The 22,921-nt window shown below is 68.5% G+C and carries 20 protein-coding genes and 2 pseudogenes; 14 read left to right on the top strand and 8 right to left on the bottom strand.

Annotated elements, in window-relative coordinates; translation table 11 throughout:
- The 3 genes and pseudogenes from PU704_RS17075 to PU704_RS17085 all read left to right on the top strand — a co-directional run.
- Positions 1-299 (top strand): annotated as a pseudogene (locus tag PU704_RS17075) (aa3-type cytochrome oxidase subunit I); the annotation flags it as partial.
- 487 nt (positions 300-786) lie between these two features.
- On the top strand, positions 787-1,506 hold the full coding sequence (locus PU704_RS17080) for a response regulator transcription factor (RefSeq protein WP_047804865.1): 720 nt from the start codon (positions 787-789) through the stop codon (positions 1,504-1,506).
- Entirely contained in the window at positions 1,503-2,642 is a 1,140-nt protein-coding gene (locus tag PU704_RS17085) for a sensor histidine kinase (protein ID WP_047804864.1), read from the top strand. Before PU704_RS17080 ends, PU704_RS17085 begins: the two co-directional genes overlap by 4 nt.
- 113 nt (positions 2,643-2,755) lie before the next feature.
- Here PU704_RS17085 and PU704_RS17090 read toward each other — a convergent pair whose 3' ends face one another.
- Together PU704_RS17090 and PU704_RS17095 are read right to left on the bottom strand one after the other, a co-directional pair.
- Positions 2,756-3,985: a heparan-alpha-glucosaminide N-acetyltransferase domain-containing protein gene (locus tag PU704_RS17090; RefSeq protein WP_238986116.1), complete on the bottom strand. Its 1,230-nt coding sequence runs from the start codon at positions 3,983-3,985 to the stop codon at positions 2,756-2,758.
- A gap of 586 nt (positions 3,986-4,571) precedes the next feature.
- On the bottom strand, positions 4,572-5,309 hold the full coding sequence (locus PU704_RS17095) for a thymidylate kinase (RefSeq protein WP_238986115.1): 738 nt from the start codon (positions 5,307-5,309) through the stop codon (positions 4,572-4,574).
- 57 nt (positions 5,310-5,366) lie between these two features.
- Here PU704_RS17095 and PU704_RS17100 point away from each other — a divergent pair, with 57 nt between their 5' ends.
- From PU704_RS17100 to PU704_RS17135, 8 genes are all read left to right on the top strand, one after another.
- Entirely contained in the window at positions 5,367-5,894 is a 528-nt protein-coding gene (locus PU704_RS17100; RefSeq protein ID WP_257879655.1) for a DUF3105 domain-containing protein, read from the top strand.
- The gene (locus PU704_RS17105) at positions 5,891-6,571 is read left to right on the top strand and encodes a DUF305 domain-containing protein (protein WP_238986113.1); all 681 of its coding nucleotides are present in this window, start codon (positions 5,891-5,893) and stop codon (positions 6,569-6,571) included. The genes PU704_RS17100 and PU704_RS17105 overlap by 4 nt, the downstream gene beginning before the upstream one ends.
- 285 nt (positions 6,572-6,856) lie before the next feature.
- Complete coding sequence (locus PU704_RS17110) at positions 6,857-7,822, top strand: cytochrome c oxidase assembly protein (RefSeq protein ID WP_047804905.1); 966 nt, start codon at positions 6,857-6,859, stop codon at positions 7,820-7,822.
- Between the two features lie 466 nt (positions 7,823-8,288).
- On the top strand, positions 8,289-9,458 hold the full coding sequence (locus PU704_RS17115) for a heparan-alpha-glucosaminide N-acetyltransferase domain-containing protein (RefSeq protein ID WP_238986112.1): 1,170 nt from the start codon (positions 8,289-8,291) through the stop codon (positions 9,456-9,458).
- A 677-nt stretch (positions 9,459-10,135) separates the two neighbouring features.
- Complete coding sequence (locus tag PU704_RS17120) at positions 10,136-10,513, top strand: ArsR/SmtB family transcription factor (protein WP_047804859.1); 378 nt, start codon at positions 10,136-10,138, stop codon at positions 10,511-10,513.
- The gene (locus PU704_RS17125; protein ID WP_047804858.1) at positions 10,513-11,433 is read left to right on the top strand and encodes a cation diffusion facilitator family transporter; all 921 of its coding nucleotides are present in this window, start codon (positions 10,513-10,515) and stop codon (positions 11,431-11,433) included. The genes PU704_RS17120 and PU704_RS17125 overlap by 1 nt, the downstream gene beginning before the upstream one ends.
- A gap of 61 nt (positions 11,434-11,494) precedes the next feature.
- Positions 11,495-11,656: a hypothetical protein gene (locus PU704_RS17130; protein WP_158041128.1), complete on the top strand. Its 162-nt coding sequence runs from the start codon at positions 11,495-11,497 to the stop codon at positions 11,654-11,656.
- A gap of 401 nt (positions 11,657-12,057) precedes the next feature.
- Positions 12,058-12,972 (top strand): aquaporin, encoded by a 915-nt coding sequence (locus PU704_RS17135; protein ID WP_160310813.1) that lies wholly within the window; start codon positions 12,058-12,060, stop codon positions 12,970-12,972.
- A 185-nt stretch (positions 12,973-13,157) separates the two neighbouring features.
- Here PU704_RS17135 and cydD read toward each other — a convergent pair whose 3' ends face one another.
- The 3 genes from cydD to PU704_RS17150 are packed head-to-tail and all read right to left on the bottom strand — an operon-like array spanning position 13,158 to position 19,289.
- Positions 13,158-16,586: a thiol reductant ABC exporter subunit CydD gene (gene cydD / locus PU704_RS17140; RefSeq protein WP_047804857.1), complete on the bottom strand. Its 3,429-nt coding sequence runs from the start codon at positions 16,584-16,586 to the stop codon at positions 13,158-13,160.
- Positions 16,583-17,677 (bottom strand): cytochrome d ubiquinol oxidase subunit II, encoded by a 1,095-nt coding sequence (gene cydB / locus PU704_RS17145; protein ID WP_047804856.1) that lies wholly within the window; start codon positions 17,675-17,677, stop codon positions 16,583-16,585. Before cydB ends, cydD begins: the two co-directional genes overlap by 4 nt.
- 28 nt (positions 17,678-17,705) lie before the next feature.
- Positions 17,706-19,289, bottom strand: coding sequence for a cytochrome ubiquinol oxidase subunit I (locus PU704_RS17150; protein ID WP_047804855.1), 1,584 nt, complete (start codon positions 19,287-19,289; stop codon positions 17,706-17,708).
- Between the two features lie 108 nt (positions 19,290-19,397).
- Between PU704_RS17150 and PU704_RS17155 the strand changes: the two genes are divergently transcribed.
- Complete coding sequence (locus tag PU704_RS17155; protein WP_255396363.1) at positions 19,398-19,784, top strand: BlaI/MecI/CopY family transcriptional regulator; 387 nt, start codon at positions 19,398-19,400, stop codon at positions 19,782-19,784.
- Positions 19,785-19,790: 6 nt separating this feature from the next.
- Entirely contained in the window at positions 19,791-20,741 is a 951-nt protein-coding gene (locus tag PU704_RS17160; RefSeq protein WP_047804853.1) for a M56 family metallopeptidase, read from the top strand.
- Between the two features lie 342 nt (positions 20,742-21,083).
- Here the strand turns inward: PU704_RS17160 and PU704_RS17165 are convergent, their stop codons facing one another.
- Both PU704_RS17165 and PU704_RS17170 read right to left on the bottom strand, forming a co-directional pair.
- Positions 21,084-22,052 carry an IS3 family transposase gene (locus PU704_RS17165; RefSeq protein WP_272027659.1) on the bottom strand — a complete coding sequence of 323 codons (969 nt, stop codon included), beginning with the start codon at positions 22,050-22,052 and terminating at the stop codon, positions 21,084-21,086.
- Positions 22,049-22,339 carry a transposase gene (locus tag PU704_RS17170; RefSeq protein WP_272027660.1) on the bottom strand — a complete coding sequence of 97 codons (291 nt, stop codon included), beginning with the start codon at positions 22,337-22,339 and terminating at the stop codon, positions 22,049-22,051. Before PU704_RS17170 ends, PU704_RS17165 begins: the two co-directional genes overlap by 4 nt.
- On the opposite strand from PU704_RS17170, the gene PU704_RS17175 reads away from it, so the two are divergent.
- Entirely contained in the window at positions 22,221-22,679 is a 459-nt protein-coding gene (locus PU704_RS17175; RefSeq protein WP_277552143.1) for a hypothetical protein, read from the top strand. The two genes, PU704_RS17170 and PU704_RS17175, sit on opposite strands and share 119 nt — an antisense overlap.
- Here the strand turns inward: PU704_RS17175 and PU704_RS17180 are convergent.
- A pseudogene (locus tag PU704_RS17180) lies at positions 22,679-22,870 on the bottom strand (IS1380 family transposase); the annotation flags it as partial. The gene PU704_RS17175 and the pseudogene PU704_RS17180 sit on opposite strands and share 1 nt — an antisense overlap.
- Positions 22,871-22,921: the final 51 nt, after the last annotated feature.

Raw genomic sequence — 22,921 nt, forward strand, 5'->3', positions numbered from 1 at the left:
GGATGAACCAGATCTCCACCATCGGGGCGATGTTGTTGGGCGTGTCGATGATCCCGTTCTTCTGGAACGTGTACACGACCTGGCGCCACGGCACGAAGGTCGAGGTGGACGACCCCTGGGGGTTCGGCGGATCGCTGGAGTGGGCGACGTCGTGTCCGCCGCCGCGGCACAACTTCACCTCGCTGCCGCGGATCCGCTCCGAGCGTCCCGCCCTGGACCTGCACCACCCGGAGCTGGCGGCGGAGTCCCCGCAGCAGTCCCCGGTCGACGACGCCGCCATCGCCACCCGAGAAAGCTGACACCAGTCCCCCGCTCGCTCCACGCAAGTGGTCTGCACGACACACTCCACCAGCAACACTTTGCCCTGGCCGGGGGCATGTCCCTGCCTTCCACAGTTGGACGCGCCCTTGTGTCCACCTACCAGTGCATTGCGCTCCGACACCCGTAGGCCACCACGGACCCCGTCGAAGGCTGCCTCCAGATGTGCAGGAGCAGGGCCACGGCGCGGGAAAACCAGCCCCAATCTGGGCAGGGAGACCTGAGCCGTGTGGTTGCCACGAGGAGCCCCGCGAAGGGGCTCAAGCGCCCGTCTCCTGGTGGGTCGCCATGATCGGGGCGCCGGGAACCTCGAGATCTTCCATGACAGCGGTCGCCAACCTGGACCTGCAGACGATTGGATGCGCAATGAGGAAGGGTGAACCTCGTGAAGGATCCGTCATCTGAACCACGATCGGAGACTCCATTTCAGGGAAATCGTCCCAACCCCCACGAACCCACGGAGGCGTCATGTCCATTCCCTCTCCCGGACGTGTCCTGGTGGTCGACGACGAGGTCGACCTGGCGGAACTGGTCGTGGAGTATCTGCGTAAGGCCGGCCTTCAGGTCGCGGTGCGCCATGACGGCAACCAGGCGGTGGCCGCGGTGCGCGACTTCTCCCCGGACGTGCTGGTGCTGGACCTGGGGCTGCCGGGGATCGACGGGATCGAGGTGTGCCGTCAGGTGCGGACCTTCTCGGACTGCCACGTGCTGATGCTCACCGCCCGCGACGACGAGATCGACAAGATCGTGGGCCTGTCGGTGGGCGCCGACGACTACGTGACCAAACCGTTCAGCCCGCGTGAGCTCGTGGCCCGAGTCCAGGCCATGCTGCGCCGGGTGCGCACCCGGCCCGCCCCCGCCCCGGAGCCGGCGGGTCAGGACCAGGCGCTGGTGATCGGGGACCTGGTGGTGGACGAGGCCGCCCGGGAAGTGCATCTGGGCGGGGAGCCGGTGGCGCTGACGAGGATCGAGTTCGACCTGCTCCTGTGTCTGGCTACCAACCCGCAGCTGGTGCTCTCTCGCCGGCAGCTGGTGGAGATGGTCTGGGACACGCACTGGACCGGGGACGAGCACCTGGTGGACGTGCACATCGGGCGGATCCGCAAGAAGCTCGGCGATACGGCCACCGACCCGAAATTCATCCACACCATCCGCGGGGTCGGCTACCGGATGGGCACCGGCCGATGAGCACCACCACCTCGACGGGCCGACGCTGGTCCTGGAGTCCGTTGACGGTGCGGTTGATGCTGGCCCAGACCGCGGTGCTGGCCGTCGGGCTGATCATCGTGGTCGTGACCGCGGTGCTGATCGGGCCGAACATGTTCTACCACGAGCTCGTTCAGGCCGGTCACGCCGATGCGGCCACCGGGCTGGTGCACCTTCAGGACGCCTTCCGCTCGGTGAGTCTCACGGCCCTGGTCATCGGCGGGCTGCCGGCCCTCTACATCGCCGGGCTGCTGACCTTCTACCTCTACCGCACCATCGGGCGGTCCCTGGCCTCCTTCAGCACCGCCGCCGGTGAGGTCGCCGCGGGCAACTATGAGGTTCGGGTCACCTCGGCGAAGCTGGGCCCGGAGTTCGACTCCCTGGCCTCTTCCTTCAACGAGATGGCCGCCCGGCTCGACGCCGTGGACACCACCCGGCGCCAGATGCTGGCCGATCTGGCCCACGAGATGCGCACCCCGCTGGCCAGTCTCAAAGGACATCTGGAAGGCATCGAGGACGGGGTGGTGGAACTCGACGGGCACACCACCGGGATCCTCAACGCCCAGATCACCCGCCTGGAGCGCCTGGCCCGCGACATCCGCCAGCTCACCGCCGCCGAAGAAGGCATGACCCGGATGCAGCTCACCCCCCAGGACCCCCAGCACCTGGCGGACCAGGCGGTCGCGGCCATCGAGCCCGACGCCGCCGGCAAGGGAGTGTCGATCACCTCGCTGAGCACCGGCATGGACGTCACCCCGATCCCGCTGGATCCGGAGCGGATGGGCCAGGTGCTGAGCAACCTGCTGGAGAACGCCCTGCGCCACACCCCGCCGGGGGGCACCATCACCCTGCACACCGACCACGCCCCGGAGGCGGTCACCTACACGGTCACCGACTCCGGGGAGGGCATCAGTTCTGAGAGCCTCCCGCACGTCTTCGAGCGGTTCTACCGCGCGAACACCGGACGGGAGGCCCACCGCGGCGGCTCCGGGCTGGGGCTGGCGATCAGCAAGACCCTCATCGAGGCCCAGGGCGGGACCCTGGAAGCCACCAGCGCCGGCCCCGGGCGCGGGGCCAGCTTCCGGATCCACCTGCCCCGCCACCGGCCCAACGGCTGAGCCACACTGAGGGCCCCGGGCTTAAGGTCTGGGAACAACGACGGGCCGTGCCTGCCACCGCAGCTGTTCAGCTGCGGTGGCAGGCACGGCCCGCGTGGGGGGTGCAGTGTCGTCTACCCGTGCGAGGCCCCGGAGGATCTGTTGAGCACGAGCCGGCGGGTGCCCTTCACGCTGAGGCTGACGACCCGCTCCAGTGGGCCCTGGCCCAGGGCGCGGTGCCAGGCCACCGCGAACAGTGCCGCAACAGCCAGATTGATCACGAACCACAGGTAGGGCTGGTCGTAGTGAATCTCGAAGGACAGGCCCACCAGGTGGGCGGTGTAGAGGGTCAAGGTCATGACCCCCATCGCCGCCAGCGGCATCAGCCACGTCTCGGCCTTCCGGGCGATCAGCAACAGGGCCCCGAGCACGGCCAGGCTCACGCCCAGGCTCGCCGCGATCGCCAGCGGAGTGTTGGTGTGCGGGGTGGCGATCGCCAGCCACCACACCGTGGAGGTCGGCAGCGAGTCCGGTCCCCACACCAGCACTTCCTCCAACTCGTGCTCGCCCATCGAGGAGGCGGCCAGCAGCCGCTGGTAGCCGCCGAAGGCGTAGAGCAGGAAGTAGGAGGCGGCCTGAGCGAAGATCACGACCCCGACACCGACGACCAGCAACCGGATCTGGACCTCCTGCTTGCGCAGGTTCAACCGGCCGAGCCCCAGTCCGACCAGCAGGTAGGTCATGTAGGGCAGGGCCGGGTAGGTCCCGGTCAGCAGCAGCTGGGAGGCCGTGGCCCCGGGCTCGGTGAGCACGGTGGTCAGCGTGGGGTTGTAGTTGCTCCAGGCGGGCAGCTGATCGAGCAGGCCCTGCATCAGCAGCGGGGACACGATCCCGAAGACCGCAGCGCTGATGAACAGCACCTTCGGGCCGGCGTGCAGGAACGGGATCGCCAGCAGGAAGAACACCCCGTAGTAGATCAAGATGTTGTAGGCCGGCGGGTCCTCCGACATCAGCGTGCCGATCCACAGACCGACAGCGGCGATGAGCACCGCCCGTACCAGCAGCCCGATCCGGTCAGCGGTCATTTTCCGACCCTGGTGCGGGTGACGCCCCCCGGAGGTCAGCGCCAGCCCGACCCCGGCCAGCAGCGCGAACAGCGCTGCCGAATCTCCGGAGAACAAACGCCAGGACCAGCTGGCCTCCCCGGTCTCCTCGTTCCAGGCCGGCAGCAGATGGATGGCCATCAACCCGATCAGCGCCAACCCCCTCGCCGCGTCGATCCCCACCAACCGGCTCGTGGGCCGGATCAGTGCATCATCCAGTCCCGCTGGATCGGGTTTCTCCGCCCGTGACATCGCGCTCATGACTCCCCCTGATCGAGCCGGCCCCTCCAGGGCCGGCGAAGCGTGCGACCCGTGGCCGCATCCGAGGCCGTAGGGCACCCGGAGTTGTATTGCCCTCACGATGGGTGCTGCGCCTAAAGCTCAGGTCGCAGGACTCTCAAGTTCCCATGAAGATTGCGTGAGCCGCCGACGAAAAGGGCAGGCTCACGTACGAGCGGCACAAACGACAGTGGAGAACCGACGCCGCCTTACCGGGTTCTGCGCGAAAGATCCCACGCCGGCTGTGTCAACGCCGAGCGAATATTGACCCCTTATCACCGTTGAATCCGCCCGGCGCCCGAGGGTCAGCATTCAGGCGGAAACGACAGGCCGCCGCCTCCGCAACGCACCAAGGCCGCGCCAGTCCAGTCCGAAAGGGTGCCCTGACTCAGGGGAGGCCGAACCAGGGCACCCTCACACCACTGACCCGAGGGACTGCCCGGGGCACCGGCCGATGAGAACTGGGGGTTCTCACACTGAAAGTTATCTCTTCCCCAACCCGGAAAATAGGGCGCGCAGCCGTTATTAACCATGTTTGATGGTATCTACACACCGCCTTTACTTAAGCTCAATGATGAGCGCTGGCTCCGGTGAGTCGTGCGAGCCGGGCGAGAACCGCCTTGGGTGCCCCAGTGGCGGTTCTCGCCCGGGCCGCGCGCAGATACTCCAGCGACTCGGCATCCTGCCCGCGGGCAGGAATCCGTGCATGGGCGGTCTCGGCCGGGACGTCGAGAACGACCACAACAACCCCGCACAGCACGGTGACCGCCAACCACGGCAGCACCCGGCCCGGCGGCAGATCCCGGACCCGTCGCAGCACCAGTTGGCACACCAGGTGGCGGTTGATCACCACCAGACCGTCCCGGCGTGCGGCACGCACCTGGCAGACCAGGACGTTGACGGTGCGCACTCCGGTTTCGAACCGGTCCGCCCACCGCACCGGCACCTCCACCCCGACGCGTGCCGAGGTGCGTGCCAGCCAACGGCGACCGGACCGGTTGCGTAGCACGATCACCTCCCGTCCCGCCTGCCGCTCCGCCGCCACCAGCGCCGCGGCCGTCGTCGTCTTCCCGGCCCCGTCGATGCCCAGTTCGCCCGAGCGGGCATCCTCGTCAACGTGTTCAGGGGTGGGTGGTCGACGATCTTCCGAAGAAGGCCGTGCAGGAAAGACCCAGCACAGTGCGCTAGCGTCCTGCCCGTTCAGGAGGAGCAAGACCCTTTTTGGTCCATTGGAGGAGACCGCATGGCGGATGGTACGGACCCGGAGCGGGCGCGGCAGGAACGTGCTGCGCTGCTGGATCAGCACTGGGCGGCCGATGCCCGGGCCACCCGTAGGCGGCGGGTCCTGGCGGGAGCGGGTGCGGTGACCGCTGTCGCAGCGGTCGCAGCTCTAGTGGCCGTCGCGGTGATCAACGATCCCCCGCCCCAGGCGCGGGAGGACATCGAGATCGCCGGGCTGCAGACCTTCGGCGACCTCGGCAACTCCCATGTGGAGGCCGCGGTGGACTACGAGCAGGCGCCCCCGGTGGGCGGGGACCATGCCAGTGCCTGGCTCAACTGCGGGGTCTACACGGAGCCGGTGCCCGAGGAGAACGCTGTGCACGCCCTGGAGCATGGGGCGGTGTGGGCCGCTTACGACCCCTCCGCCTTGTCCGAGGACCAGGTGGAGGCCCTGCGCCAGGCTGTCCCCGACACCTACGTGGTGCTCTCCCCCTACGAGGATCTGGGCGCCCCCATAATGGTCTCGGCGTGGGGGGCTCAGGTGGCCGTGGACTCCCCCAAGGATGAGCGCCTGGAGCAGTTCGTGACCAAGTACTGGCAGTCCCCCGAGGCCCCGGAGCCCGGGGCGTCCTGCACCGGTGGCATCGATGCCCCCAGCCGGGTCGCGTGAGCACCAGCACCGGCGCCGCCTCCAGGAGCGTGGCAGGGCACCGGGGACGGTGGGTCCTGCTGGTGCTGGCGGCCGTGCTACTGGCAGCTGCCGGCTGGGCGGTGGGGCAGCTGAGCGCTCCAACGTCGTCCACCCCGGCGGAGGGCAGCCCGGAAGCCGGGTTCGCCCGCGACATGCAGACCCACCACCTGCAAGCGGTGGAAATGAGCTCCCTGGTCCGGGACCGCACGGAGGATCCGGAGATCCGCCGATTGGCCTACGACATCTCCCGCACCCAGCAGCAACAGGCCGGGCAGATGTACGGGTGGCTCTCCGTGTGGGGGCTGCCCCAGGCCTCGCCCCAGCCGACCATGGCCTGGATGGACGACGGCGCGCAGGACCACACGTCCATGCCCGGCATGGACTCCACGACCCCGGGCCTGGATGCGCGAATGCCGGGTATGGCCACCGCCGAACAGCTGGACCAGCTGGAGGACGCCGAAGGCCGGGAAGCTGAACGGCTCTACCTCGAGTTGATGATCCCTCACCACCAGGCAGGTGCGACCATGGCCCAGGCCATCCTGGAGCGCACCGAGAATCCCGTGGTGACGTCCCTGGCGCAGTCGATCGCCACCAGCCAGACCTCCGAGATCGACTACATGGAGGACCTGCTGGCCGAGCGCCGCACCCCATCATGATCCCCATCCGCACACCAGGATCAGCACACGTGGCCGGGCCCGTGCAAAAGCTGACGGGCTCAGACGTGAACCGGTCTCCAGGCTCGGCCCCGCTGCGCGCCGTGATCGGAATCCACCGGGGTTCTTCGGCCACCACCTCCAAGATCCCATGGAAGTCAGGGACGGGGCCGGTGGGGCACGCCCGCCCCTCTCGGACCGGTCCTGGGCTCAGGGCCCGATCAGGACCCCGGGACCGTTCTGTGGCGTGCGAAAATGCGGCCATGGCAGTCGATGCTTTCCGTGACCATGGTTGACCGCAGCGTGGAGGGCCCGGTCTGGGTTCCGATCGAGCCCCCGAGCCTGGAGAACTTCCTGGCTCCCACGATGCAACCGGTTCCGCTCATCCCGGCCATCGCGCTGGTGCTGGCTGTGCTGTATCTGGCCGGAGCAGCCCGGCTGTGGACAGCACGCCGGCGGTGGCCGGTATGGCGGACCCTGTGTTTTCTCACCGGGTGCGCGGCCACCGCGCTCATCATGGGCGCGGGAATCGAAGGCTACGGGTTGCGCATGTTCTCCGTGTTCATGTTCCAGCAGCTGACCCTGATGATGATCGTCCCAGCACTGCTGGTCCTGGGCAGCCCGGGCACCCTGCTGCTGCGGGCCACACCCCACCGCGGACCCGGCGCCGTGGTGCTGCGTCTGGCCCTGGGGGGTCTGCGTTCCCGGTGGGGCAGGTTCGCCGTCCATCCCGCCTTTTTGGTTCCGTTGTTCCTGGTCAGTTTCTACGGGGTGTATCTCAGCGGGCTGGACGACCGGCTGTTGCCCACCTGGTACGGCCATACCGGGTTGGAACTGCTGTTCTTGGCCTCCGGGATCCTGTTCACCGTTCCGTTGCTGTCGGCCGATCCACTACCGACCAAGCAGACCTACGGCAGTCGCTTGGCCGACATTGTCCCCGAGATGCCGCTGCACGCCTTCTTCGGCGTCATCGTCATGATGGCTCCGCTGCCCGTCGTGGATTTCTTCGCCACCCCGCCGGACAGCTGGGATCTCGACCCGATGGCCGATCAGGTCCTGGCCGGCTCGTTGGCCTGGTCCTACGGCGAATTACCGTCCGTGCTGATCCTGCTGTTCATCATGAGCCAGTGGCACCGCGACGATGCGCGCAAAGCCGCCCGCGACGAGGCCGAAACCGCCGTCAGGGGCACCCCGGATCTGGATGCCTACAACGCCTACCTGGATCAGCTGCAGCAGCGCACCGAGAACCGCTAGCCCCACAGGCATCAGCCGCCGACCGGAGCCGGTCGGGGCGGGCAAAGACGCCGACGCGGCCGGTCCCTGCCGTCACCCGGTGCGTGGTCCCCGGTGGTCTGCAGGACATCGTCTGGCCAAGGACAACTCCTCCCCGGGCGTAGAAAACCCGATCGTTGACCATCTCCACCGGTTCTGAACCTGGTGCACGTCCGTGGTGCTGATGGTGGCGGGGCCGGAGAAAACCGTCCGCAAGCCTCGCGGCAGGCACTGGCGACTGGAGCTGCTTCCACAGCCAGGACACAGGAAAAGGATAAGCCTGGGAAAGTCCGTCCTGGTCGGATGGAGATAGACAGGGCCCGGAGGTCCGGACCGGTGGGCGGGGGCCCGCCGGTACAGCCGAGAGAAGGAACGCACCAGCATGGTCAACGTCCACCATCCGAACTCGGGGACGCGGGGACCAACAGGGGGCTCAGAGCTCCCGCTGGTGAAGAAGCCACGGCTGGTGGGGGTCGACGCCGCCCGGGGTCTGGCCCTGCTGGGGATGTTCTCCATCCACATTCTGCCCGCCTGGGACCCCGAGACCTACGAGGTCACCCTGCAGTGGCAGCTCTTCGCCGGCCGGGCCGCGGCCCTGTTCGCCCTGCTGGCCGGGGTCGGCCTGGCCTTCTCCACCGGCGCAGGCACACCCCACCGGGGCCGGACGATGACGGCTGACCGGGTGGGGGTGCTCGTCCGGGCCGTGCTGATCACCGTGCTGGGTCTGCTCGTCAACCAGGTGATGCCGGAGGACCCGCCGGCCTACAACATCTTGATCTACTACGGGGTGTTCTTCCTGCTGGCCATCCCCTTCCTGCACCTGCCCGCACGAACCCTGTTCGTCCTCGCCGGGGTCAACGCCGTGCTCGCCCCCGTGCTGATGCAGTCCCTGCGCGACGCGCTACCGGAGATGGAGACCTACAACCCCACCATCACCGGGGTGCTCACCGACCCCGGCACCGTGCTGTCCCAGGTGCTGTTGACCGGCACCTACCCCGCGTTCCCGTACCTGACCTACCTGCTCGCCGGCATAGCCATCGGCCGGCTCAACCTGCGGTCCCTGCACGTCCAGGGCCGGTTGCTCGTAGCCGGTCTGATCCTGGCTCTGGCCGCGTGGCTGGTCTACTGGGTGCTGATCCTCCAGGCCGGCGGCTACGACCAACTGATGAGCTCCACCCCGTCGCTGAGCCACGAGCAGATCGACGAGATCCTCATCTGGGGCCCCGACCCCGTCCTGCCCGACACCACGTGGTGGTGGATGCTGATCCCCGGCCCGCACACCAACACCCCGATCGCCATCCTCTACGGCCTCGGCTCCGGCACAGCCGTGCTGGGGGCGTTCCTGCTCATCGGGCGGAAATCCGGCGCCTGGCTGCTGCCGCTCAGTGCTGCCGGTTCCATGACCCTGACCCTCTACACGGCCCACCTGCTGGCCCTGGCCGCGATGGTGCACTACGAGGTGCCCATGCTGTGGTTCCTCATCCACGCAGGCGGGGCGGCGGTGTTCGCCGTGGCCTGGCAACGCGCCTACGGGCAAGGCCCGCTGGAGCGGGCCCTGGCCCGGACCGCCGGCGCCGGGCGCGGGCTCGTCCTCACCCCCGGTCGTCGCGAAGACTGAGCCCGGACCCAGCTGCAACAGCAGCTGGTCCCCATCACGCCGGCGACATCGGTAGCGGACACCAACAACATCTCCGCCGGACACATAGCAATGCACAGCGCCTTCGACAGTCGGTCGGCCCCTGCTGGGCCACCGTTCCGGTAGCCACGACGACGTGACGCCCCGGCCCTCCGGGCCCGTCGTGGTCAGGATGCGCCCGTTCCGCCGCCTGGCAACCAGCCGTCGGAGCCAATCGGCAGGCCAGCAAACATTTCGGGTACCCGAGACAGCACACGAGGACGCCGCCCTTGACCAGCAGGGCACCTGCATAGGCCCTTCCACCGCAAGGCTGCGCTCATGCGACGAGGATGGGCACGTGCGCGGGGTCAGGGTCGGCTTGGACGAGGCGGTGAAGGGGGCAGCCCGCAGATGCGCCGCGCATGTCCGGCCAGGATGAGCCCGGGACGGACAAGGCGCACCATCCACACGACGTGAACCAGTCCGCGACGCCCGATGCAGATGCTCAAAGGGCTCAGGCCCTGGAGACTGCCGGAGACCCTGACCGGCCATCGAGGGGCTGGCGGCATGACCGCTCCGGCATCGGTTGCGCCCCTGGGTGAAGGTGGCGCTGGCCCTGGGTACCGGAAGATGCCCCATGGGATAACATATGCAGATCTAGTCAGATGTGAGGAGGTCTCATGGTTCAGGTCACCCCGCTGGAGACTTGCGTGGTCGTCGCGGCCCACCCCGACAAGGTGGCGCTGACCCGGCAGAACATTCCCGAGCACGCCGAGGCGGTGCAGCTCGCCGCGATGTTCAGGTTGTTCGGCGACCCGCGTCGGGTGCGGATCCTCTACGCGTTGCTCGAGGCCGGTGAGTTGTGCGTGTGCGACCTCTCCGCCGCGGTGGAGGTCCCGGAGACGGCGGTATCCCAGGCCCTGCGCCTGTTGCGCACTGCCGGGGTCGTCGAGAACCGACGGGACGGGCGGATGGTGTATTACCGTCTCGCCGATGCTCATGTGCGGATGCTGCTCGATCTCAGCCGCGAGCACACCCGGCACGAGGGGAGCTCCTGATGGGCGCCGGGCACAGCCACGGGCCGGCCATGCCCACCGCAGGGCACGCGGGTGGGCGCTATCGCCGGCGGCTGGCTGCGGCGTTCGCGCTGACGGCGACCTTCTTCGTCGTCGAGCTCGTCGCCGGGTTGGTCTCCAATTCCCTGGCGCTCATCTCCGATGCCGGCCACATGGCCGCCGACGTGGTGGCCCTGGCCAGCACACTGCTGGCCACCCACATCGCCACCAGACCGGACACCACGGGCCGGCGCACGTATGGCTCCTACCGGGCCGAGATCTTCGCCTCCGGCCTGGTCGTGCTGATCATGCTCGGTGTCGGCGCCTACGTCATCGTCTCAGCGATGGGCCGGTTCGGCGAGGCCCCCGAGGTGACTTCCGGGACGATGCTCGTCGTCGGCTTCATCGGGCTGGTCATCAACATCGTCTCCATGCTCCTGCTGCGCAGCGGGTCCAAGGACAGCCTGAACGTCAAGGGCGCCTACTTCGAGGTGGTGGCCGACGCCGCCGGCTCGGTGGGCGTCATGATCGCCGGCGCCCTGATCATCCTCACGGGAAATCCGATCTGGGACATTGTCGTGGCCGCCCTCATCGCGGTCTTCGTCATCGTCCGGGCGCTGACCCTCGGACGGCAGGTGCTCGCCGTGCTCGGCCAGCACGCCCCGGCCGGCATCGATCCCCAAACCGTTGCGGCCACCCTCGGCGACGTCGGCGGGGTGGCCCAGGTCCACGACCTGCACCTGTGGACGCTGACCTCGGGGATGAACGTGGCCACCGCCCACCTCGTCGCGGCCCCCGGCGCGGACCACCAGGAGGTACTCGTCGGCGCCCAGGACGTGCTGCGCGAACGGTACGCGATCGAGCACGCCACCTTGCAGGTAGAACCCGCCGACCGGCCCGGCTGCCACGACCTGACCTGGTGAAGGCAGCCTGAGACGGTCCGCCGGCGCGACGGCGACCTTAGCCACCACCGACGGTGGGCGCATGAATCTCCACTACGCCACCTCCCCGACCGAAAAGTCCCAGGACCACACCGGCTCCACCGTGCCGCTGCTGGGCTTCAGACCCGAGGCCGAGGACCTTCCGGCACTGATCGACCAGATCGGCATCTCCGAGATCACCACCACAGCCCTGAGTCTGCACTGACCTGCGGTGATCAGCCCGACCGGGTGCTCTTGACTCGTTCACCCGATCAGGCCGACCGCCGTCCCAGTCCCTACTCCTCCCCCCGTCCAGGACCGGTGGGGTGGCAGAGTCATCACCTCCCTGCCCGTCGTCCCGGCCATTTCCGACCCGATGGGCTGGCCCTCGCTGGAGCCGGACCCACCAGGGAGCCCCACCAAGGAGTCCTTCAACAGGCGGAACCACCCCTTCGCCGACAGTGAAGCGACCAACCAGCAAGGACCGGCTGTGGGATCAACACGTTTGGGCCCGTGTTCAAGAACCATTCAGCAAACCGTGGTCCTATGGCACCGGCACCCACGCCCGGACTTGCTGACCCACCATCTTGGCACTGCCGTGTCGAGCGACCTGCAGGAGAACCCCCTATGACCGACAACGCCTCGGGACCCGCTGTTATGGGATCCACCGCGCCTGCCCGTGCTACGGACACGGCCGCCCCCGACTTCCAGAATCTGGTGGCCCCGGTCCCGGATGCGGTGCGCAAAGATTCCGTCACCGGCGGGGTGACCCCGGCCCCGTCGGCCGGTGCCCGGTGGGCGGCGGAGTTCGCCGGTACTACCGTGCTGGTCTTCGCCGGGCTGGGCACGGGCATTTTCGCCACCGCGGTGATCGATTCCGCACTGGGCTTCGGGCTGGCGCTGCTGGCGGTACTGGTGGCTTTCGGACACGTCTCCGGGGGACACTTCAATCCAGCAGTGACCCTGGCGGCGGTCGTGGCCGGGCGCACTCCGACCAAGGTCGCCCTCGGCTACGTGGTGGCCCAGGTGCTCGGAGCACTGGTCGCGGTGGGCCTGCTGTGGGCGGTGCTGATGACACTGATCGATGCCTCCACCACCGCCCAAGCCCTGGGTGCGGTGGCCAACGGCTACGGGGAGAACTCCACCTCCCAAGCCGGCTGGCCCACCGTGCTTCTGATCGAGTTCGTGGCGACGACCCTGTTCGTCCTCGTGGTCCTGGGCTCGACCGCCCCGCGGGCCAACGCGGTACTGGCCCCGGTGGCGATCGGGGCGACCTTCGCCTTCCTGCTCACCATCCTGGCGCCTTTCGACGGCGGATCGCTGAATCCGGCCCGCTCCACCGGCACCGCGGTCATCGGTGGTGCTGAGAGCCTGTCCCAGCTGTGGCTGTTCTGGGTTGCCCCGTTGCTGGGGGGCCTGGTGGCGGGTCTGATCTACCGTGTGGTGGATCTGGGCCGCGCACCCCGCCCCGCCACCGTGCCGCCCGCCGAAGACGCCACAGCGAGCACCGGTACCGACACTTCCAGCGCCCCGACAGCGTGAGAAAGTCCAGCAGTCTCGTGATGTGACAGTCCTATTCACCATGACGTCCCCTCGGAGCCTTGTGGATCCACCCGCGCCAGCGCAGGCCGGCCGGGCGTCGGGGGCTGAGGACGGGTTGAGGAGAGTCCCCGGAAGGGGTGTATCCCATCTGGAGCGCCTGAGATCGGTCGCGTTGGCGGGACCGGTCAGGGAACACGCGTCAGTGACCGGTCGCCGTTTCTGGCCTGCGCATGGTCACTGGGCTGCGGTGCGGAGTGCGGGTGCACCCCTGGTAGGCGGAGGTGGACGTCTGCTCCAGTACGTTGTTCGGCGTGGTGGGTCACGAGCACGACGACGCGGTCAGACAGTGCTGAGCGCAGGTCGGAGATCAGCGCGTGGGCAGCGGGTGCCTCGAGGTGAGCGGTGGGTTCGTCGAGAAGCAGGACGTCGGCACGGGTGAGCAGCGCCCTGGCGACGGCGATGCGTTGTCGTTGGCCTCCCGAGAGACTCCCTCCGCTGGGCCCGACTGGTGTGTCCAGGCCCTGGGGCAATCCGTCCATGAAGGAGTCCAGGCCCACGCGGGTGAGGACCTCGCGCAGGTCCTCATCGGTGGGCCGATCGTCTTTCCCCCGGGCGAGCAGGAGGTTGCCGCGGATGGTGGAGTCGAACAGGTGCGCCTCCTGGGGGCACCAGGCGAAGCGTCGCCGCAGCTGCCGGGCGTTGAAGGTGGTGCTGTCGGAGCCGTTGACCTGCCATGAGCCCTCCGCGGCGGGCAAGTGGCCGAGGAGGGTCGCCAGCAGGGTGGACTTGCCTGAGCCGGAGGGACCTTCAACGACGAGCCACTGGCCGCGGCGCACGGTGGCCTGGAGGTGGCGGAATGCCGGGGCCGGCGCCTGCGGCCAGGTGACGGCCAGGTCGGCCAGCGTCAGTTCTTGGACTTGAGTCGGAACCGCCCCGGTGGGGGGCTGAGGCCGCTCATGGCGGGTGGTTGTGGGAGTGACGGCATGGACCTTGCGCAGCGACTGGGCCAGCGCAGGCCACTGCTGTACCGCATCGACCGCGCCCAGCAGCGGATCGATCAGACCCAGGGGCAGCAGCACGAGCGCGGCGACGACCGGTGCGGAAATCGTGCCTGCCGCCAGGGCTTCGGCGGTGGTTGCCAGCATCAGCACGGAGGAGAGGGAACAGGCCAGCACCACGACGGCCTCGCCCAGGCCCCGCGCCCAGGCACTGGAGCGGGCCGCGGTGTCCGCGCGCTGCTCGAGGTCATCCAGCCGGGCGAGCATGTCCTTGGCTCGACCGTTGGCGCGCAGCTCACCGGAGGCGGAGACCATCGCGGCGAAGCGGCGGATCACCCTGGAGCGCACCACGGTGAGATGGCGGGCCGCGGAGCGGTCGGCCAGCAGCGCCGCGACGGGCCCGGCGAGCAGCCCGCCGAGGACGGCGACCAGGAGCGTGGGCACCGCGATGGGGCACAGGGCCAAGACGGCGACGACAGCCCCCAGGGCGGTGCCGGCCCCGGCCATCGGTGGCAGCAGGACCCGCGGGGCCAGGTCACGGACCCGGTCTGCGGCCTCGACCAGGTGCTCCAGTGCGGCCCCGCCGGTGGCCAGGGCCCGGGAGGCCAGACCACGGGTAGCAAGCCCGGCCCAGATCCGGGACCTGAGCTCGGTGGTGGCGGACAGGACGGCGTCGTGGGTGGCCAGTCGCTCGGCGTAGCGCAGCAGGGCACGGCCGATGCCGAAGAAGCGGACGCCGACGATGGCGACCATCAGGTACATGATTCCCGGTTGCTCGCTGGCGCGCACGATCAGCCAGCCCGACAGCGTGGTGAGGGCGGCGGCGAACAGGGCCGAGGCCGTACCCAGGGCCGCGGCCCCCAGCATGCGCCAGCGAGTGGAGGCGAGGAACGCCGCGAGCTCGCCCAACGCACCACCGGAGGTCTCGGCGAGTGAAGGGTGGGACGCCTCAGCTTGGCGATCAGGCACCGACTGCTCCTCCGGGGCGGTGGTTCCTGGTCGGCGATGCGCCCCCTCCCCGCGGGGGCTGGCGGGCTGCCCCAGGAGCACTTTCTGGTCGGCGAGGGCGGTGATCTCGGTTTCGTGGGAGGCCAGGATCACGGTGGTGGTGCCGCGCAGGGCGTCGATGAGGGTTTCGACCCGGTGCGCGTTGGTGGGATCGAGGTGGGCGGTGGGCTCGTCGAGGAGCAGCAGCCGGGCCCCGGCGGTGATGCGGGCCAGGCCCCGAGCCAGGCCCAGGCGGCGCAGTTCCCCGGGGCTGAGTTGGTTCGGGTCCGCCTCGGCCAGCTCGGTCAGTCCGACTCGGGCGAGGGTGTGGTGGGCGGAAGCGGTGTCGTGGGCGTAGAGCTGGATCTCGTCGAGGACGGTCTCACCGACGGTGTGAATGTGCTGAGGCACCCAGGCCACTGCAGCCGGGTCGATCCCGTGGATGGTTCCGTCTTGGGCTTCGATGGTTCCGGCGAGGACCCCGAGCAGGGTGGATTTGCCGCTGCCGCTGGGGCCTTCGACGCTGGCGATCGTTCCGTAAGGGATCTCGGCGCCAAGACCGGATACTGCTGGGAAGAGCCGTCCTGGGTAGCGCACGACCACCCCACTGATCCGCACCATGGGTGCCTGGTCCGCTGGCGTGTCCGGCTGGGAGTTGATCGTTGCGGGGCTCGAGTCCGGTGGCGTCGGCCTGCGGATGTCGGGGGCCGGGGGCTCGGTGACGAGCTCACGGGAGCGGTGCAGGGCCGCGATGCCGTCCTGGGAGGCGTGGAAGGCGGCGCCGAGGTCGCGGAAGGGAGCGAAGCATTCCGGGGCGAGGATGAGGGCCACGAGTCCCACCAGGAGGTCGAGGTCACCGTAGACGAGGCGCACGCCGACGAACACCGCCACGACGGCGACGGAGAGCGTGGCGATCAGCTCGAGCACGAGCGCGGAGAGGAACGCGGTGCGCAGGGTCACCATGGTTGTGTGCCGGTGCTGCTCGGAAACATCGCGCAGCGCCGCAGCCTGCTCCTCGATCCGCCCCAGACCCACCAGGACGGGCAGTCCACGGGCGAGTTCGACCAGGTGATGGGAGAGTCGTTGAAGGGCGGCGGAGGACTCCTGGGCCTTGTCCTGGGAGTGCAGCCCGATCAGTGCCATGAACACCGGGATCAGGGGCACGGTGAGCACGATGATGAGGGCGCTGACCCAGTCGGCCGCCAGAATTCTCGCCCCCACCAGTAGGGGCACGGTGGCGGCGGCGGTGACCGAGGGCAGCACGCGCGCGTAGTAGTCGTCGAGGGCGTCGAGGCCGAGGGTGCCCACGGTGGTCGTGGCGCCGACGTCGTGGCCGCCCCCGGCCAGGAGGCGGGTGGCGAGTTCTCGGCGCAGCCCCCGCTTCGCCCGCCCGGCGGCGCGGACGGCGACGACCTGGGTGGCCCAGATGGTTCCGGCACGCAGCAGCCCAGCACCGACCCCGACCAGCAGAGCCCGGTGCCAGGCCGCCGTGTCATGAGCGATGACCCCGACGATGCCGCGGGCCAGGGCTTCGGCCACGCCGATCAGAGCCAGGGCTTTGAGCGCTCCGAGGAGGCCGAGGGTGAAAACTGTGGCAGCACCGCCGGGGCCCAGCGGGGGACGTTTCATGCCTGCCTGTTCCCGTCCGCGCCCGTCCCCGGCACACCCTCACGTCGGGTACCCGCGGCGAGTTTCGGGGCAACGGCGGGAAGGACGGGGTGGGGGGCGGGCAGATGGCCGGTGGTCAGGCGCCGACGGAACACCCAGTAGCTCCAGCCCTGAGCGAGCATCACCGAGGGCAAGCCGATGGCGGCCACGACGGTCATGACCCCCAGGGTGTAGTCGCTGCTGGAGGCGTTGGCCACCGTCAGGTGGTGGGCGGGGTCGATCGTGGAAGGCAGGACCACGGGGTAGACGTTGACGAAGATCGAGGTGAGGCCGCAGAACAGCAGTGCGGCGGAGCCGGCGAAGGCGCGGCCTTCCCGGCCCAGGCGGGCGCTGGTCCACCCGAAGAGCGCCGCGAGGACCGCGGCACCGACCAGCGGCCAGGTCCAGGCCTTGCCGTGGAGCACTTGAACGACCAGCACCCACACGGTGAGCGGCACCAGCGCGGCCGGGCCGAAACGCAGGAGGAACCGGCGGGCACGCACCCGGACCGGTCCCTCGGTCTTCAGCCCCAGGAAGGCCGAGGCGTGCACGAGGCAGAACCCGACCAGGGCGAGTCCGCCGAGCAGCGCGTAGGGCGTGAACCAGGCGAAGGCCCCGCCGACACGGTCGCCGTTGGCGTCCAGCGGCAGGCCCGTGGTGGTCAAAGCCAAGGCAGCACCCAGCCCGAAGGCGACCAGGAACGACCCCGTCCCCAGTGCCCGGTCGACCCACCGCCGCCACCGGTCGCTGTGGACCTTGCCGCGGTACTCGATGGACACCGCCCGGAAGATCAGCCCGGCCAGGACGAACACGAAGGGGACGTACAGGGCGGAGAACAAGGAGGCGTACCAGTCGGGGAAGGCGGCGAAGAGCCCGGCGGCTGCGGTGATCAGCCACACCTCGTTGCCGTCCCAGACCGGGCCGATGGTATTGAGCATCTGCCGGCGCTGGCGCTCGTCCCGGGTGCTGGTGAGCATAAGCATGCCCACGCCCAGATCGAAGCCGTCCAGGATGATGAACCCGATCCACAGCACCGCGATGGCGATGAACCAGAAAGTGGGAAGCAGTTCCATGTCAGGGGCCGTTCTGTGGTCGTCGGGCTCAGTAGGCGAAGGCCAGCACGTCATCGCGCCGACCGGTCATGCCCTCGGGATGGGCGGGGTCATCGTCCCGGTGGGCGAGCTCGGGCATGGCCGAGGCGACCCCGCCGCGCACGTAGCGCACGAGCAACCTCGTCTCCACCACCAGCAGGACCGCGTAGATCAACCCGAGGGTGATGAGGGAGAAAAGGATCTCCTCCCCGCTGACTCCCGGTGACACGGCAGCGGCGGTGTACATGTACACCCCGTCCACACCACTGGGGTTGGGATTCGGGACGACCACGAACGGCTGCCGGCCCATCTCGGTGAACACCCACCCGGCGATGTTGGCCCCGAAGGGTGCCAGGATGGAGGCCACCGCCACCCACATCAAAGGCTTGGAGGCCGGGACGGTGCCCTTCCGGGTGATCCACAGCGTCAGCGCCGCGAAGCCGGCGGCGAGCATGCCGAAGCCGATCATCAGGCGGAACCCCCAGTAGGTGACCTCCATCAGGGGCAGGTAGTCGATCTTCTGGCCGGCCCGTTCGCCGTACATGGGGTCCTCAGGCAGGTGGGTGCCGTAGGCGGCCTCGTACTGTGGGATGAGGGTGTTCACGCCCTTGACCTCGGTGTCGAAGTCCCCGTGGGCCAAGAACGACAGCAGACCCGGGATCTCGATGACGTTGGTCACCTGGTCACAGTCCTGGGCTCCGAGCGGGCCCACGGCCAGCACCGAGAAGCTGGTGCCGTCGTGGCAGGCCGCCTCAGCGGCGGCCATCTTCAGCGGCTGCTGGTCGAACATGAGCTTGCCCTGCAGATCCCCGGTGGCGGCGACCCCGCCAAAGGCGACGGCGGCGACCACCGCACCGATGCGCAGGCTGGACAGCCACACCGCGTGGTCGACCCGGTCCCGGCCGGGAATATCGACCCGCTCTCCCACGACCACGGCACCGGAGTCGTCGACGGTGTCGATGTTGTCCCGGCGGCGCTGCCACAGCTGGTACCAGGAGACCCCGATCAGGAACGCCGCGCCCACTGCCACGGACCCGGCCAGAGTATGGGAGTAGGCCACCAGGGCCGTGTTGTTGGTCAGCACCGCCCACACGTCGTTCATCACCGGGCGGCCGTCCACCATCTCCACGCCCACCGGGTGCTGCATCCAGGAGTTGGCGACGATGATGAAAAAGGCAGAGACCACGGAGCCGAGCACCGCGGTCCACAGCGTGGCCAGGTGCAGCTTCTTGGGCAGGCGGTCCCACCCGAAGATCCACAGGCCCAGGAAGGTGGACTCGAAGAAGAAGGCGAGCAGGCCCTCCATCGCCAACGGTGCCCCGAAGACGTCGCCCACGAAGCGGGAGTACTCACTCCAGGCCATCCCGAACTGGAACTCCTGGACCAGGCCGGTGGCCACGCCCATGATGAAGTTGATCAGGTAGAGCTTGCCCCAGAACTTCGTCATCCGCAGCCAACGCTCGTTGCCGGTGCGCACCCACATCGTCTGCATGAGCGCCACCAGCAGCCCCAGCCCGAGCGTGAGCGGGACCATCACGAAGTGGTAGACGGTGGTGATCCCGAACTGCCACCGGGCGATCTCCAACGGATCCATGGGTTGTCCCCCAAGCGTTTTTACAGTGGTGTAAAAATAGTTCTACGACTCGTAGAAATATTTCTACACCACTGTAGAACATGTGGGTCGGTCCGCTAGAATCAGCTGGTGGCAGTCAACGACTCGAAACGCGCAACCTCCTTGGGTGACCTGGAACGATCCGTCATGGAGATCCTCTGGCAGGCGGACACCCCCCTGTCGGCCTACGACCTCCAGGACCAGCTGACCGGAACCACCGACAGCGGCCGGCCCCGCGCCGCCACCACTGTGCTGACCGTCCTGTCCCGCCTGGAGCGCAAAGGCTTTGTCACACGAGAACGCACCTTCCGCCCCCACCGCTACCTAGCTGCGGCCTCCCGGGAGGAGCACATGGCCAACCTCATGCACGAGGTCCTGGGAACAGCCAACGACCGGGCCGCTGTGCTTGCACGCTTCGTCGGAGGCGTCAGTTCCGAGGAAGCACAAACTCTGCGGCGCCTCCTCGACGACCACTGAGTCCATGTGATCAGCACCTCGCTCGCCCTGGCCGCATTTGCCCTCGCCCTGGCCTGGCCCGTCCCGATCCTGCTTTCGCACGCCAAGTGGCCGACCCGCGCCCCCGCCACCGCACTGGTGCTCTGGCAGGCCGTCGCCCTGGCCGGCGGGCTGTCGATGCTCGGGGCCTTGCTCACCTTCGGTTTGGCCCCTTTTGGGCCGGACTTGGTCAGTGGCGGCATCAGCTTCGCCACCAGCTTCTTGGGAGATCAGCCATGGGGCCCGGCAAGGCCGGTGCACATCCTCGCGCTGTCCGGAGCAGTTCTGCTCGGCGGGCATCTGCTGCTGAACCTGGTCGTCACGATTGTGCGCGCCGAACGCGATCGCCGCCGCCATGCCCAGCTGGTCCTGCTTTTGAGCACACCGCTGCCCGACGCCCCCGGCACCCGGCTCCTCGACAACCCCGCCCCGGTCGCCTACTGCCTCCCCGGGGCGTTCACCACGATGACCGTGCTCTCTGCCGGGCTGCTGTCGCTGCTCGATGAGGACGAGCTGGACGCGGTGATCGAGCACGAAAGGGCACATGCCACCCAGCGCCATGACATCGTGCTGATGCTGTTCCGCGCCTGGAAGGCTTCCCTGCCCTGGTTTCCCATCGCCGACCGCGCCCACCGCGAAGTCGGGGTCCTCGTTGAGATGCTCGCCGACGACCACGCCCGCCGAAGCATCGACGACCGCTCCCTCGCCCGAGCCGTCGCCCTCGTCAGCACCAGTGGATCCGCTGCTCCCCCGCACCGCATCCAAGGCACCTGGACAGGCGCGGCCCCTGTCGAGGACGCCCGTCAGCGCATCCTGCGACTGGAAGCCACACCCTTGCCGGCGGGACCAAAGGCAACAGTCATCAGCGCAGCCGCTGCGCTCATCACCGTGCCCACCGTCTTGCTGCTCGCCCCCGGCCTCACCAACCTGATCGACTGACAGGAGTGGACCATCCTGGTTGCCACGGCACCACCTGAACCACGATTTGGCGCCGTGACACCGAGGTCTACCGCGTCAAGTGAGTTGCATCAGCGCCACTTTGCCACCGATTCAGGAACCTCGAATCAGAGGGCGGCAGCTCTGCGCGTCATACAGCGTTGCGTCCCCGCCCTACACCGCATTAACGGGAGCGAAGACGTATCCTCAGGAGGATTGTCCGTGCTCCTACGCGCACACCGATGTTTGATGCCTTCGGTCCGTTGCTTGATCTTTCCGTCGCTGCCCGCGACATCCTGGGGGAACCACGATCATGTGGTTCCCCCCGAATCGTGGAGGGCTTCCTTATGCGGCTTTCCGGGTGGGGGCCGCGGTGTTCTCGTAACCGATCGGACTCATCATGCCCGCCGAGCTGTGTCGGCGGTCGTGGTTGTAGAAGCCGTAGCACCAGTCCAGCACAACGGCTTGAGCGGTGCGGGTGTTCTCGAACTCGTGTCGTGACAATACCTCCCACTCCAGGGAGGAGAAGAACGCCTCGGCTGCGGCGTTGTCGAAGCACGACCCGACTCGGCCCATCGACTGCCGGATTCCGAGCTGAGCGCACAACGTGGTGAACGAGTTCGCCGTGTAGGTCGAGCCGCGATCGGTGTGGAAGATGACCCGCTGGGCCTCGTCCTTGCGCCACCCGGACCCGTTGACTGCCTCCACCCCGCCGCGGGCAGCGACGGCCATCTTGATCGCCGAGCAGGCCAGCTCCGCGTCCGGGCGCAACCCGGTGGCAGCACCGAGCAGCCGGCGGGAGTACAGGTCGATCACGGTCGCCAGGTACAGCTTCGCACCCGGGCCTGCGTGCTCGTCGACGGTCGGGATCTCGGTCATATCCCCGACCCATCTGGTGTTCGGGCGATCAGCGGTGAAGTCCCGCTTGAGCAGGTCGGGGAACTTCGGCGCCGTCTTGTCCTGCCTGGTCAGACCGTTGCGACGCCGGATCCGCCGCGCGATGAGGCCTTGGCGGCGCATCGAGTCCGCCACGGTCTTCTCACTCACCTGCCAGCCCTCCTCGCGCAGATCGTGGACCAAGCGAGGCGAGCCATGCAGCCCGCGCTTCTTGGCGAACACCGCCCGCACCGCCCGGTCGACGGCATCGCGGCGACGGTCTCGAGCAGTGTGCAGACCGCTCATCGCTGACGGCCCGGTGGCGCGGGCCAGCCACTTGTAGAACCACGCCAGGCTGACCCCGAGCAGCCGGCACGTCACGGTGTGTGGCACTCGGTAGTTGGTCCTCTGGTCGGCGACGAAGCGTGCCACGCTCACTTCGTCGCCTCCTTCACCCACAGGACCACAGATCGCTTGAGGACATCACGCTCCATCCGCAGCTCGGCGTTCTCCGCGCGCAGCCGCTTGAGCTCCTCGACGTCGTCCTGGGACAGCCCGTCACGGCCCTCGCGGGCCTCCTTGGCGCGGGCCACCCAGTTGCCCAGGGTGCCCTCGTTCACGCCGAGGTCACGCGCGATCTGCGCGATCGGCTTCCCGGTCTCTTCGACGATCCGGACAGCTCCCTCACGGAACTCCCGGTCGTACTTCTTCCGCTTCTCTGGCATCTCGATCCCTATTGTCGATGCCTCCACGGTCCGGGGGGAACCTCACGGCGACGGCATCGACAACGAGGCTGACGACAACCTCGACGGCGATAAGTTCGTCAATGAGGTTGACCCGGACATGGATGGGGACGGCCTGCTCAATGAGGAAGACCCGGACATCGACGGGGACGGCATCCTCAACGACAAGGAAGAGGAGCCCATACGCCCGGCACGAATGGCGACTGCCAAACCAACCCCCAAGACTGGTGAGCCAAACGATCCTGTAGACATCACGGACCCTGCCAGGGGAACCGAGGATGCCGGGACCTCGTCGACCACCGGTGCGGTGCCAGCCCTCTAATAGACGGCCTCGAACAGCTTGCTCATCGCGCTCTGGCGCAGCAGGACCAGGTCGTCGATGCTGTCGGCCCCGGCGAGCATCCCGGCCACGAGCGAGGAAACCTTCAGCCCCGGGTTGGCGCCCTTGTCGGTGGGCACGCTCAACCGCTCATCGACCAGGTCGCGCAACCCGATCTCCTGGGCCAGGCGCATCACCGGCAGCAACCCCACCCGCTCAGGTGGCCGAGGTGTACAGGTACGCCC

It is taken from the genome of Kocuria oceani (assembly GCF_029524215.1).
In the GTDB taxonomy this organism is placed as follows: Bacteria; Actinomycetota; Actinomycetes; order Actinomycetales; family Micrococcaceae; genus Kocuria; species Kocuria oceani.